We start from the raw sequence: 12,172 nt of genomic DNA on the forward strand, positions 1-12,172 counted from the left end.
AAAAACGAAGCAACGGGGGCTTAGTTTGCTATTGCCAAAAAGGCCTGTTCTAAGTCACTTAGATTTTCAGGGTAGAATTTATAAATTTGGACATCCCATACAGCCGCTAGAAAAGTGTTCGGGGCCCCGCCCGGCGAAGCGTTAGCTAATGCCGGGTGGGTTTTCTTAATGTACTGGCCGATCGTATACTGGGAACAGGAGGTGTATTACCGATGTTACGTGTAGGAGATAAAGCCCCCGACTTTACAGCGGAAAGTACGCAGGGACGGATTCACCTGGCAGAATTGCTCGGACAAAATAACGTTGTGCTCATATTCTATCCGGGAGACGATACGCCCGTGTGCACCAAACAGCTATGTGCCGTGCAGGACAACTACAGCCGGTTTGCGCAGGAGGATACGGTCGTGTTGGGCGTCAATCCGGCCGCGCTGGCGAAGCATCAATCGTTTTCTCGCAAGTTCGGTTATGGTTTTCCGCTTATTGTTGATCAAAACGAAGAGATCCGGAAGCTGTACAAGGTTGGAAAGATCCTGGGCCTGTTCGCGCAGCAGAGGGTCGTTTACGTCATTGACAAGGACGGCATCATCCGTTTTGCGCAAAAAGGAAATCCCCGTCCGGACGAGCTGCTGGACGTGATCAAAAAGGGCGCGAATCAGTGTTGACTACATAGGTACGTACGCCCTCTTGTCACCGCAGACTCACCTGGTGGATAATAGAGAGGAGAATGTATGTTTGGGGTTTCGCCTATGAAAAAAATTCTCCATCTCGACATCGATGCGTTTTTTGCCAGCGTGGAGCAGCTGGACCGACCGGAACTGCGCGGACAGCCGGTGATAGTCGGCGGGACGGGCAATCGCGGGGTCGTTTCCACGTGCAGCTACGAAGCTCGCGCTTTTGGAGTTCGCTCTGCCATGCCGGTCGCCCTGGCCCGAAAAAAATGTCCGCACGGCATTTATCTGCCGGTCCGTTACCAGCGCTACGAGGAGAAATCGGCGGAGATCCGCGCGATCTTTCAAGAGTATACCGACCGCTATCAAACCGTCGGGCTGGACGAAGCGTATTTGGACGTTTCCCATTACGAGAATGCCGTGCCGGCAGCCCGCGAAATCAAGCAGCGAATCAAGAAGGAGACAGGACTTTCCTGCAGTATCGGTCTTTCATACAACATGTCTCTGGCCAAGATTGCCAGCGATTTGAAAAAGCCGGATGCCTTTGTCATCATCCGTCCCGATCAGGCATTGGACGTTCTGCGGCCGCTGCCGATCGGTTCCCTGCACGGGGTGGGGAAAAAATCACAGGAACTTCTGGCGAAAAAAGGGATTCATACAGTGGAAGACTTTTGGCAGCTTACGCTGGACGAGGTGGTGCAGCTTTTTGGAAAGTTCGGGTACGCTTTGTACCGTCGCGCACGGGGAATCGATGAGCGGGAGATTGTGATGGATCGCCAACCCAAATCAATAAGCAGGGAAACGACGCTGCCGTTCGATCTGTACCACCGCGACGCAATCGCACCGATCGCCGCTGAGCTTTTGTCCGAGGTGCGGCAGGACGTGGAGAGCGAAGGTGTGGAGCCTCAGACCCTCACACTGAAGATCAAGTACGCGGACTTTACTCTGCGTACCAAGCAGCGAAAGGCGGACAGATCGACAAACTGGCAGGAACTGCTGGAAGAGTTGTTGGACGCGTTTGACTACTCCTCGGGAGTCAGACTCGTCGGTGTTGGTTTTTCCAACTTCGCGAGACCGACGGAGGAGCGCTGCGAGCAGCTGAACCTCTTTACCTGGATGAAATGGATGGAATCAAAAAGGGAGGGAAACGGGTGACGGAATCTGACCGCTTTCACTGCTGCGCTACCTGTATTCACTTTCGGGTGGAAAAGGGTGCGAAATCAACGCTTTACCGGTGCGCACGTCTTGCCTACGAGACACGTCCCGACTATCGGTTCAACTGCTGGTCGCCGAAAGAACAGGTGCAGCGCCTGATCGACAAACAGAGGGGAAACGCATGGTAAAGCTCAGCGGCGGCACTTCAGCTGCCTTTTTTCTTTTTGCAACGGAGTGGGGGAATATGGTATAGTTAGTGCCGAAATCGCGGTTCTGCATCCAGGGGGGGAAGGCATGGTACTGGATAAGCTAATGCCAGACGAGTTTGTGGAATCCATTCACCATATTCATATAGATCATCTGAAAATGCGCAACATCCGCGCTGTGATTACCGATTTGGACAACACGCTTGTCGAATGGGACAGGCCGTTTGCCACCCCTGAGGTGGAAGATTGGTTGAAACGGTTGCGGGATGCGGGCATTCAAGTAACGGTTGTGTCCAATAATAAGCAGGACAGGGTTGATCGGTTTTGTGCACCGCTTGGCGTCCGTTTTATCTGGGCGGCGCGGAAGCCGACCCGTCAGGCCTTTTTACGCGCAGTGCGTGAGATGAACGTCAGCATAGAGGAAACCGTGGTCATCGGCGATCAATTGTTTACCGATGTATTAGGCGGCAACCGACTGGGATTCCATACCATCCTTGTGGTTCCGGTCTCAGACACGGACGGGTTATGGACGCGGTTCAACCGTCAATTGGAGCGGATAGCGTTATACTGGATGCGAAGGAAAGGAATGATTACGTGGAGGAGAAAAACGTGACGGAACAAGCGCTTGGCGCGTGCGCAGGCTGCGGCGTGGCCATTCAGATAGAGGACCCCAGGAAGCCCGGTTACGCGCCAAAGTCGGCGTTGAACCGGGATGTCATCGTTTGTCAGCGGTGTTTCCGCATTAAGCATTACAACGAAGTCGCACCGGTTGAGATGGATGACGACGACTTTTTACGCATCTTGCACGGGGTCGGCGCGACAAACAGTCTGGTGGTCATGGTCGTCGACATCTTTGATTTTCAGGGTTCATGGCTCCGCGGACTGCCGCGCTTTGTAGGAAAAAACCCCATCCTGTTGGTCGGAAACAAGGTAGACTTGCTGCCGAAAAACATCAATTTGAACCGCGTCCGCAACTGGATGCAGCACGAGGCAAAAGAACGGGGCCTGCGTCCCGAGGACGTGATCCTGGTCAGCGCTCAGAAAGGAATCGGCATCGATGACCTGCTGGCCCGAGTCGGCGAACTGCGCAAAGGCAGAGACGTATACATAGTAGGTGTTACCAACGTGGGAAAATCCACGTTGATCAACCGCATCCTGCATGATTACGGTGCCGCCGACATGGAAATCACCACGTCTCCGTTTCCCGGAACCACGCTCGACAAAATCGAGATTCCTTTGGAGGACGGACGGTTTATCTATGATACTCCCGGTATCATTAACCGAGATCAAATGGGTCACATGGTATCGCCGCAGGATCTGCGCAAGCTTACGCCCACAGCTCGAATCAACCCTAAAGTGTATCAGTTGAACGAAGGGCAATCGCTCTTTTTGGGGGGGCTTGCACGGATTGATTTTGTCCGGGGCGCGCATCAGCCGTTTGTCGTCTATGTGGCCAATCAATTGTACATTCACCGCACCAAGCTGGAAAATGCCGATGAGGTTTTGGCAAAGCATCACGGAGAACTGTTGGCGCCGCCCAGCGGAGCGGAAGCGGCTAAAAAGCTGCCGCCGTTTGTCAAACATAGCTTGAAGATCGGCACAAACGGAACAACCGACATCGTCATTTCCGGATTGGGATGGGTCAGTCTTCAGGGAAAACACGAGGCCCATGTTGTGGTGCACGCTCCGAAAGGCGTCAGTGTAGGTGTACGCAAAGGTCTGATTTAACACACCGCGGCAGGGCGCCCTTTACTGGAAGGGGCGTCTGCGCTCATCCATTCAGATAGAGAAGAGGGACGAAGAGGCATATGATCACGAGCAAGACAAGGCTGGTCGGACTTCTGGGACACCCGGTTCAGCATTCGCAATCACCGATCATGCACAACGCCGCATTTGCAGAAAAACAGTTGAATTTCGCATACGCCGCCTTTGACGTGGAGCCGGACCGATTGGCCGATGCGATCGCAGGAATACGTGCACTTGGCCTTCGCGGAGTGAACGTAACGATCCCGCATAAAGTGGCGATCATGCCGCTGCTTGACGAAATTGATCCGCTGGCCAAACGCATCGGGGCTGTTAACACCGTTGTCAATGACAACGGCCGATTGATCGGCTACAATACCGACGGAATGGGATATGTCCGTTCATTGGTGGAAGAGACGAAACTCGATGTGCAGAAGCAGGTGGTGACACTGCTGGGAGCCGGAGGGGCAGCACGTGCCGTCGCCTTTACCCTGGCGGAACAAGGAGTAAAGGAGATCCGCATTATCAACCGCTCCAGGGATAGAGCCGCGCTACTGGCTGAACACCTGGGGGAGATCGTGCCGACGAGCGTAGTGGAACCAGGCGATGCGAGCAGTGCGATCGCTGATGCCACACTGCTGATCAATACCACCTCGATCGGGATGTTCCCTCACGTGGACGAAATTCCGGTTCCCGTAGAGTGGTTGCATCCAGGACTGATTGTCAGCGACCTGATTTACAATCCGCTGGAAACCAAGCTGTTGAAACAGGCCCGTCTCATTGGCGCCAAGCCTCATTCAGGAGTAGGGATGTTTGTCAACCAAGGCGCGCTTGCCTTCGAACTGTGGACGGGAGAGCCGGCGCCCAGCGAGACCATGCGAAACATCGTGTTGCAGCAGCTGCAAAAGACAAACTAAATGGTACTGGATGTATCATGGGAGGTAACATACGATGCTGACTGGAAAGCAAAAACGCTATTTGCGTTCACAGGCGCACCACTTGACACCGATTTTTCAGGTGGGAAAGGGTGGCGTCAATGATAACATGATTCATCAGATCAAAGAGGCCCTGGAAGTGCGTGAATTAATCAAGGTCTCGATTCTGCAAAACAATCTGGATGACAAGGAAGAAGTGGCACAGGCGCTGGCTAGCGGGGCGGAAGCGGAACTGGTCCAACTGATCGGACATACCGTTGTGCTGTACAAGGAATCAAAAGAACACAAAACGATAGTCCTGCCGTAGCGAGCGATGAGCGTGAAAGCGAAACAGATTGGGATCATGGGCGGGACATTCGATCCGATTCACTGCGGCCATCTCCTTGCTGCAGAGCAGGCGCGGGAGCAGGCGCGGCTGGATGAGGTGTGGTTTATGCCGGCCCGCATTCCGCCGCACAAGGAACGAGCGGGCATCACCGCTCAGGAACACCGCCTGCGGATGGTGGAGCTGGCGGTTGCTGATCATCCCTCGTTTCGGGTAACGGACGTGGAACTCTTGCGGGAAGGTCCCTCCTACACCTACGATACGATGTGTCAGCTGATCGACACTTATCCGGATTGCCAGTTTTCTTTTATTATTGGCGGAGACATGGTGGAGATGCTGCCCAAATGGTATCGCATATCGGATCTGATTCAGATGGTTCGTTTTATCGGTCTTGCGCGTCCCGGGTCCAACTTCGATCCATCCGCGGTCAGTTCCAGCGTGACGTTTGTGGAGATGCCGACCTGGGAGCTGTCTTCGACGCTGGTCCGAGAGAGAGCAGCGGCCGGCAGAAGCCTTCGCTACCTCGTGCCGGCCGCTGTCGAGAGCTATATAAGGGAGCAGGGATTGTATGAATCTATTGGCTAATCGCGAAGCACTGCTCGTTCGAGTACAGGCGCAAATGCATGACAAGCGATACCAGCACACCCTGGGGGTGGCTGAGACTGCCCGACGGCTGGCGGAGCGATACGGCGCCGACCCGGACAAGGCAGAGCTGGCCGGCTATCTGCACGACTATTGCAAGTGCTGGCCGGTGGAGAAGATGCGTGACATTTTGGTGCGTCACGACATGCCGGAAGAGCTATTGAACGGGGAAAAGGAGCTCTGGCATGCCTTTGCGGGGGCGATCGTCATCCAAACGGAGCTCGGTGTTACCGATCCGGAGATTTTGCAAGCCGTCCGCTACCATACGACCGGTCGGGCGGGGATGTCCCTGTTAGAAAAAGTGGTTTGTGTGGCAGACTATATAGAGCCAAACAGAAATTTTCCCGGCGTGGAGCAGATTCGTTCCCTGGCGCAGCAGGATTTGAACGCGGCGCTGGCGGAAGCGCTTGGCGGAACCATCCGGTTTTTGATTGAGCAGCGCAAGACGGTTTATCCGTTGACGCTCACAGCATATAACGATCTGGTTTCCAGACAGTAGACTACAGGAGGAATTTGATGGTAAAAACAGTGGAAGATCTGGCGCGGTTGGTGGCAAAAGCGGCGGAGGACAAAAAAGCGGAAAACCTGGTGATCATGGATATCAGCAAGCAGTCCATTATCGCCGACTACTTCATGATCTGTCACGGCAACAACGAGCGGCAGGTGCAGGCGATCGTCAACGAAATTCGCAATCAGGCGCACAAGCATGGTTACAACGTCCGCGGCATCGAAGGTGCGGAAGAAGGACGCTGGGTGCTGGTTGATTTGGAAGACGTGGTGGTTCACGTATTCCACAGGGAAGAGCGTGAATTCTACAATCTGGAACGTCTCTGGGCCGATGCGAAAATCGTTTCCTTCCAGGAGCAATAAAGATGGCATACGCACATCTGGCTTCTGTTTACGACCAGTTAATGGCGGATTCGCCGTACGACCAGTGGTTGTCCTGGTTGGAGCAAGTGTGGAGCAGACTGGGCCGGCCGGCACAGGTGATTGATCTTGGATGCGGCACCGGAAGTATTGCCATCCCTTTGTCCAAACGAGGTTATCGCGTAACCGGAGTGGACCTGTCTGCAGAGATGCTTGCCGTCGCTTACACCAAAATGAAACAGGCCCAGACTGACGTGACGTGGGTGGAGCAGGACATGCGCGAGCTTTCACTCCCGCCGGCTGATTCCGTCATCTCCCTTTGTGATTCGCTCAGCTACCTGACGGAGGAGGAGGATGTACAACAGACGTTCCAGCGGGTGTTTGAACATCTCAACCCTGGTGGAACGTTTCTGTTTGACGTTCACAGCCCCTACAAGATTCTCCACGGTTTTGGCGACAACACGTTTACGCTGTGCGAGGACGAAGTGTCATACATTTGGCAATGTTTTTGCGACCCGGTTCGACTTGAAGTAGAGCACCAGCTCACCTTTTTCCTCCGCCAGCCAAGCGGCCTGTACCAGCGCGTGGAGGAAGAGCATTTTCAACGCGCCTACCAGACGGTACAGATCATTCGCTGGCTCGTGGAAGCAGGCTTCGAGGAGATTTCCGTAACGGCTGATTTTCTGAACGAACCGCCTGCCAACACAAGTGAGCGCCTATTTTTTGTCGCAAAGAAGACGCGGCATTGACACCGCTGGGACAGATTGACTATAATCGGATATAGAAATTTTCACATGGTCAATGCGTTGAAGAGGAGCAGTACGAATGGATACTCGGCACCCAGAGAGTTGACGGCTGGTGCAAGTCAACCCGAGCACGTTCCGAACTCGCCTCCAAGCACTTTTCCTGAAGGCCCGCAAGGCTGCGTAGGGAAAAGCGTACGTTTCCACGATACGGAAAATCAAGCGGGTGAGCCGAAACCTCACCAATTTGGGTGGTACCGCGGGAGATATCCTCTCGTCCCTGACATGCGTCACGGGGCGGGAGGTTTTTATTTTTGCATACGCAGTTGAGGAGGCATTCACAAATGGCGAAACAGTACGTACCAGCTGAAATTGAAAAGAAGTGGCAGCAGTACTGGAAAGAATACGGCATGCACAAAACGGTCGAAGACAATTCCAAACCGAAGTTTTACTGCCTGGAGCAGTTCCCTTATCCGTCCGGCCGTCTTCACATGGGCCATATGCGTGTGTACTCGATCGGGGACATTATCGCTCGATTCAAACGCATGAGCGGCTATCAGGTGCTCCATCCGATGGGGTGGGACGCATTCGGTCTGCCTGCAGAAAACGCGGCTGTGAAATTCGGCGCGCAGCCGGCGAAATGGACCTATGAGAACATTGATTTCATGAAGCAGCAGCTTGATACGCTGGGTGTCAGCGTCGACTGGTCCCGGGAAGTGAAGACCTGCTCTCCGGATTATTACAAGATGACCCAATGGCTGTTCCTGAAGTTTTACGAAATGGGCCTGGCCTACCGCAAACGCGCGTTCGTGAACTGGTGTCCGGAGTGCTCCACGGTGCTGGCCAACGAGCAGGTCATTGACGGCTTGTGCTGGCGCTGCGACTCGGAAGTGACGAAAAAGGACCTGGAGCAGTGGTTTTTCCGTATCACGGATTACGCGGAGCGTTTGCTGAACGATCTGGACAATCTGCCGGGCTGGCCGGAAAAGGTGCGCACGATGCAGAAAAACTGGATCGGCAAGAGTGAAGGGGCCAATGTTTCCTTCACCATTCCGGAGTTGAATGACGAGCAGGTAACAGTCTTCACCACCCGTCCGGACACCCTGTTCGGCGTCACCTACATGGTGCTGGCGCCTGAGCATCCGCTGGTGCCGAAACTGATCGCCGGCAAGGAGCAGGAAGCGGACGTACTCGCTTTCATCGAGCAGATGAAAAAGGAAAGCGACATCACACGGACGTCCACGGAAGCGGAAAAAGTGGGCCTGTTCACAGGAGCTTACGCGAAGCATCCGCTGACCGGCGAGCAAGTGCCGATCTGGGTGGCCAACTATGTTCTGCTGGACTACGGCACCGGCGCGGTGATGGGTGTACCGGCACACGACGAGCGCGATTTCGAGTTCGCCAAAAAGTACAGCATGGCGATCAAACCGGTTATCAAACCGTTTGACGAGTCCATTTTTGTTGAGGAGATCGGCGTCGATGCTCCGTACACCGGTGACGGTACATTGATTCACTCCGGCGACTTCGACGGCATGCCGAACCGCGATGCAATCCGGGCCATCAGTGAACATCTGAACAGGATCGGCAAGGGCAAACCGACGGTCTCCTACCGTTTGCGAGACTGGCTGGTGTCTCGCCAGCGTTACTGGGGCGCCCCGATTCCGATGGTCTATTGCGATTCCTGCGGCACGGTGCCCGTACCGAAGGACCAGCTGCCGGTCCTGCTGCCGGAAGATGTGGTGATCGACGGGAAACGCAATCCGCTGACGACGTCGGAAGCTTTCCTGAACACGACCTGCCCGAGCTGCGGCGGACACGCGAAACGGGAAACAGACACGATGGACACGTTCATCGACTCTTCCTGGTACTATCTGCGCTACACCGATCCGAAAAATTCCGAGATTCCGTTCAGCAAAGAGAACGTGGACAAATGGCTGCAGGTTGACGAGTACATCGGCGGAATTGAACACGCCATTCTGCATCTGCTATACTCCCGTTTCTTCACCAAGGTGCTGTATGATGCGGGGATGGTCTCGTACGACGAGCCGTTCCGCAGCTTGCTGACGCAAGGCATGGTATTAAAAGACGGGGCGAAGATGTCCAAGTCCAAAGGAAACGTAGTAAGTCCGGACGAAATGATCGAGAAGTACGGGGCCGACACGGTTCGTCTGTTCATTCTCTTCGCCGCGCCGCCTGAGCGTGACCTGGATTGGACCGATACCGGGGTAGAGGGCAGCTACCGCTTCCTGAACCGTGTGTGGCGCCTGGTAGAAAATCATGAGCAGCTGTTCGCGAATGGAGCGCAAGAACCCAATCCGACGGATGAAGCGGCAAAAGACCTGCACCGCATGACGCATTATGCGATCAAAAAGGTGACCGAGGATATCGGAGAGCGCTACACCTTCAATACCGCGATCAGCACCATCATGGAACTGGTAAACAAACTGTATGCGTACCCGGCTGAAGCGGACCGCGGCACGCTGGCATTTGCGCTCAAAACCCTCGTCGTGCTGATGGCGCCGATCACGCCGCACATCGCCGAAGAGCTGTGGCAGATGCTTGGCAACAAGGACAGTGTGCACATGCAGGTGTGGCCAACCTATGACCCGCAGGCACTTGTTCTCGATGAAATCGAGATCGTTGTTCAGATCAACGGAAAGGTTCGCGACAAGCTGATCGTCGCCAACGGGCTGTCCAAGGAAGAGCTGGAGCAATTTGTCATCAACCATGAGAAAGCCAAAGCGCTGATCGAAGACAAGACCATCCGCAAGGTAATTGCGGTCCCAGGGAAATTGGTAAACATCGTAGTAGGGTAAAAAGCTTCTGTCGAAGCCCTTTCGCAGAAGCAGGTTCTTCCTTAGAGGAAGCTTTTTATGCGTTCCGGAAAGTTTAAAACACGGATGCCTCAACGCTGTAGCAAACTTTCCTGCACGATAAAGAAAAAAGGTGTGGAGACGGCAAGAGTCTTCACACCTTTTTTCATGCCTCTTTTTTCACATTTCCAGGTGCTGTTTCATGAGGTGACGATCCTCATCAAACTTGGCGTGCGTCCGCTGAAAGACCTGACGAAATACCTTGGGAATTCCCTGTTCAAGAGCAATCAGCCCTTCGCCGGTAATCCCCCCGGGAACGCAGACCCGTTCCTGCAGAGCCGGCAGGGTAAAAATTTCCTGCTTCAGCAGTTCCGCCATCCCAATCAGCATTTGTGTGGTCAAATAGGTAGCCGCTTCACGGGAAATGCCGGTTTCATCGACCGCATCATCTATCATCTGCTGCAGGATGTAACTGAGAAAAGCGGGCCCGCAGCTGCTGATGTCAGAACCGACACGCAGAAACGATTCCGAAACCTCAACAGGTTGGCTGATCTGGGAAAAAAGGGATAAAATCAAATCGCGCTGCACTTCCGTTGTACGGGAGCCGAATTCACACAAGCTGATTCCACTTCGCGCGGCATTGGTGATGCTTGGTACCACTCTGGCCACAGCACACGGTACCAGCGCCTCCAGTTGCGTCAAATGAACAGGACTGGTGATGGTAATCAGGATGTGTTCTTCTGCCAGTTCAGGGGACAACTGTTCAAGCGCCTGTTTATATTCAAACGGCTTGACACAGAGTATCAGGACATGGGCTTTCTGTGCAACCTCGGAGTTGCTTTTGGCGACTTCCAGACCTGGAAAGCGGACGGCGAGCCGCTCTGCTTTTGAGAGAGTACGGTTTGAAAGGATAATGTCGCTGGGAGTCAGGGCTTTGGAAGAAAGCAACGCTTCCACCAGTATGCTGCCCATGCTTCCAGTTCCAATAAAACCAATTCGCATGGCGATTCCTCCATCCATGGTTCTCTCAACATTGTATGAACAGGAGGAGGAGATCATGACCAAAGCTTCAGTGTACCGTAATTTTGTCCTTCATTCGTTCGTACATTTTTTCTCCGATGCCTGTAACTTTTTTCAGGTCTTCAGGTGAGCGGAAAGGACCGTTTTTCGTTCGGTAGGCGATGATGGCCTGCGCCCGTGCTTCTCCGATACCGGGTAGCGTCACCAAATCCTGCAGGGCTGCCGTGTTGATATTTACTTTTCCCGGCTCTGCCATTTGTTTGCCGGACATGGGCGGGGGAGCGGATGAACCGGCGCATGGGCAGGCAATGCCAGAACGCTGCTCTCCCTTTTTGGGAATTCGCACCGCACTACCGTCCGTTAACGGCTCCGCCAGATTCACTTGATTCAAATCCGCTTCGGGAAGCGGCCCGCCTGCTTTCGCAATGGCGTCAAAGATTCGCTCGTTGGCTGAAAAACGGTAGAGCCCAGGGTGTTTTACACTTCCTTTGACGTCGACGTAAACGGTTGCCGGATTCTCCTCAACCTGACCGGGCTTCGGCTGCTCCTTCCGTTCGTCCAGCTGCTCCTTTTCCAGCGCGTACGCAGGCTTCTCCAGCGGCAGTCTGGGAACTGCCTCAGTCGATTCTGACTGATACAAAAGATAGGAAATACCGATAAACAGCGCTGCACCCAGTATGATAAGCACACTTCGATAGCGGTCCCACCATTCGTAGAGCATACATGTCCATCCTTTCTAACCGGTTCTGTCTGTATGCTACGAAAAGAAAGCGGGGGGAGGCAAACATAAAAAAAGACCTCCATCCGTTTTTGCAACAGCACACCAATGTGTTGCCAAAACCGGTCAGAGGTTGGAGAGGTAGAGGAATGATTCAGGCGAAAGACCTTGCGAGACTTAGGGATGAAGCAGACAGTTAGGAAAATCAGGTGTAAAAAGCTCCGTACCGAAGGAGTTCCCTTCGGACGGAGCCTTTTTCATGTATAAGCGTACTATGTCAATTAGTTTTTTCGCCCTTTTTGAGAATGGCAAACACACCTAACGTAATTTTTGTTAA

General features: G+C 53.8%; 14 protein-coding genes and 1 other annotated feature. Of the genes, 12 read left to right on the forward strand and 2 right to left on the reverse strand.

Features of this window, described 5'->3' with window-relative positions; translation table 11 throughout:
• Nucleotides 1-212: 212 nt before the first annotated feature.
• From ACE99V_RS19180 to leuS, 12 genes are all read left to right on the forward strand, one after another.
• The gene (locus tag ACE99V_RS19180; RefSeq protein ID WP_400492825.1) at nt 213-662 is read left to right on the forward strand and encodes a peroxiredoxin; all 450 of its coding nucleotides are present in this window, start codon (nt 213-215) and stop codon (nt 660-662) included.
• An 84-nt stretch (nt 663-746) separates the two neighbouring features.
• Entirely contained in the window at nt 747-1,823 is a 1,077-nt protein-coding gene (locus ACE99V_RS19185) for a DNA polymerase IV (RefSeq protein ID WP_400492826.1), read from the forward strand.
• Nucleotides 1,820-2,011, forward strand: coding sequence for a hypothetical protein (locus ACE99V_RS19190; RefSeq protein WP_400492827.1), 192 nt, complete (start codon nt 1,820-1,822; stop codon nt 2,009-2,011). Before ACE99V_RS19185 ends, ACE99V_RS19190 begins: the two co-directional genes overlap by 4 nt.
• A gap of 106 nt (nt 2,012-2,117) precedes the next feature.
• On the forward strand, nt 2,118-2,642 hold the full coding sequence (locus tag ACE99V_RS19195; protein ID WP_400492828.1) for a YqeG family HAD IIIA-type phosphatase: 525 nt from the start codon (nt 2,118-2,120) through the stop codon (nt 2,640-2,642).
• Nucleotides 2,639-3,757: a ribosome biogenesis GTPase YqeH gene (gene yqeH / locus ACE99V_RS19200; protein WP_400492829.1), complete on the forward strand. Its 1,119-nt coding sequence runs from the start codon at nt 2,639-2,641 to the stop codon at nt 3,755-3,757. Before ACE99V_RS19195 ends, yqeH begins: the two co-directional genes overlap by 4 nt.
• Nucleotides 3,758-3,837: 80 nt before the next feature.
• Nucleotides 3,838-4,689 carry a shikimate dehydrogenase gene (locus ACE99V_RS19205; RefSeq protein ID WP_400492830.1) on the forward strand — a complete coding sequence of 284 codons (852 nt, stop codon included), beginning with the start codon at nt 3,838-3,840 and terminating at the stop codon, nt 4,687-4,689.
• 34 nt (nt 4,690-4,723) lie between these two features.
• Nucleotides 4,724-5,014: a ribosome assembly RNA-binding protein YhbY gene (yhbY, locus tag ACE99V_RS19210; RefSeq protein ID WP_400492831.1), complete on the forward strand. Its 291-nt coding sequence runs from the start codon at nt 4,724-4,726 to the stop codon at nt 5,012-5,014.
• 6 nt (nt 5,015-5,020) lie between these two features.
• A complete protein-coding gene (locus tag ACE99V_RS19215; protein WP_400492832.1) occupies nt 5,021-5,617 on the forward strand; it encodes a nicotinate-nucleotide adenylyltransferase in 597 nt (198 codons plus the stop codon).
• The gene (yqeK, locus tag ACE99V_RS19220) at nt 5,601-6,173 is read left to right on the forward strand and encodes a bis(5'-nucleosyl)-tetraphosphatase (symmetrical) YqeK (protein ID WP_400492833.1); all 573 of its coding nucleotides are present in this window, start codon (nt 5,601-5,603) and stop codon (nt 6,171-6,173) included. The genes ACE99V_RS19215 and yqeK overlap by 17 nt, the downstream gene beginning before the upstream one ends.
• 17 nt (nt 6,174-6,190) lie before the next feature.
• Nucleotides 6,191-6,544: a ribosome silencing factor gene (rsfS, locus tag ACE99V_RS19225; protein ID WP_400492834.1), complete on the forward strand. Its 354-nt coding sequence runs from the start codon at nt 6,191-6,193 to the stop codon at nt 6,542-6,544.
• Nucleotides 6,545-6,546: 2 nt separating this feature from the next.
• Entirely contained in the window at nt 6,547-7,290 is a 744-nt protein-coding gene (locus ACE99V_RS19230; protein WP_400492835.1) for a class I SAM-dependent DNA methyltransferase, read from the forward strand.
• A 48-nt stretch (nt 7,291-7,338) separates the two neighbouring features.
• Nucleotides 7,339-7,569 (forward strand) — a binding site (T-box leader).
• A 59-nt stretch (nt 7,570-7,628) separates the two neighbouring features.
• Entirely contained in the window at nt 7,629-10,100 is a 2,472-nt protein-coding gene (leuS, locus tag ACE99V_RS19235) for a leucine--tRNA ligase (RefSeq protein ID WP_400492836.1), read from the forward strand.
• A 177-nt stretch (nt 10,101-10,277) separates the two neighbouring features.
• Here leuS and comER read toward each other — a convergent pair whose 3' ends face one another.
• Nucleotides 10,278-11,099 (reverse strand): late competence protein ComER, encoded by an 822-nt coding sequence (gene comER, locus ACE99V_RS19240; RefSeq protein ID WP_400492838.1) that lies wholly within the window; start codon nt 11,097-11,099, stop codon nt 10,278-10,280.
• A gap of 67 nt (nt 11,100-11,166) precedes the next feature.
• Nucleotides 11,167-11,838 carry a helix-hairpin-helix domain-containing protein gene (locus ACE99V_RS19245; protein WP_400492839.1) on the reverse strand — a complete coding sequence of 224 codons (672 nt, stop codon included), beginning with the start codon at nt 11,836-11,838 and terminating at the stop codon, nt 11,167-11,169.
• Nucleotides 11,839-12,172 lie beyond the last annotated feature (334 nt).

The sequence above is a fragment of the Brevibacillus soli genome, assembly GCF_044759095.2.
In the GTDB taxonomy this organism is placed as follows: Bacteria; Bacillota; Bacilli; order Brevibacillales; family Brevibacillaceae; genus JBIYSM02.

Bases quoted from the DNA above. Each gene is read 5' to 3' on its own strand.
- ACE99V_RS19180 (WP_400492825.1), top strand. From the start codon at position 213: ATGTTACGTGTAGGAGATAAAGCCCCCGACTTTACAGCGGAAAGTACG.
- ACE99V_RS19185 (WP_400492826.1), top strand. From the start codon at position 747: ATGAAAAAAATTCTCCATCTCGACATCGATGCGTTTTTTGCCAGCGTG.
- ACE99V_RS19195 (WP_400492828.1), top strand. From the start codon at position 2,118: ATGGTACTGGATAAGCTAATGCCAGACGAGTTTGTGGAATCCATTCAC.
- ACE99V_RS19205 (WP_400492830.1), top strand. From the start codon at position 3,838: ATGATCACGAGCAAGACAAGGCTGGTCGGACTTCTGGGACACCCGGTT.
- yhbY (WP_400492831.1), top strand. From the start codon at position 4,724: ATGCTGACTGGAAAGCAAAAACGCTATTTGCGTTCACAGGCGCACCAC.
- ACE99V_RS19215 (WP_400492832.1), top strand. From the start codon at position 5,021: ATGAGCGTGAAAGCGAAACAGATTGGGATCATGGGCGGGACATTCGAT.
- yqeK (WP_400492833.1), top strand. From the start codon at position 5,601: ATGAATCTATTGGCTAATCGCGAAGCACTGCTCGTTCGAGTACAGGCG.
- rsfS (WP_400492834.1), top strand. From the start codon at position 6,191: ATGGTAAAAACAGTGGAAGATCTGGCGCGGTTGGTGGCAAAAGCGGCG.
- ACE99V_RS19230 (WP_400492835.1), top strand. From the start codon at position 6,547: ATGGCATACGCACATCTGGCTTCTGTTTACGACCAGTTAATGGCGGAT.
- leuS (WP_400492836.1), top strand. From the start codon at position 7,629: ATGGCGAAACAGTACGTACCAGCTGAAATTGAAAAGAAGTGGCAGCAG.
- comER (WP_400492838.1), bottom strand. From the start codon at position 11,099: ATGCGAATTGGTTTTATTGGAACTGGAAGCATGGGCAGCATACTGGTG.
- ACE99V_RS19245 (WP_400492839.1), bottom strand. From the start codon at position 11,838: ATGCTCTACGAATGGTGGGACCGCTATCGAAGTGTGCTTATCATACTG.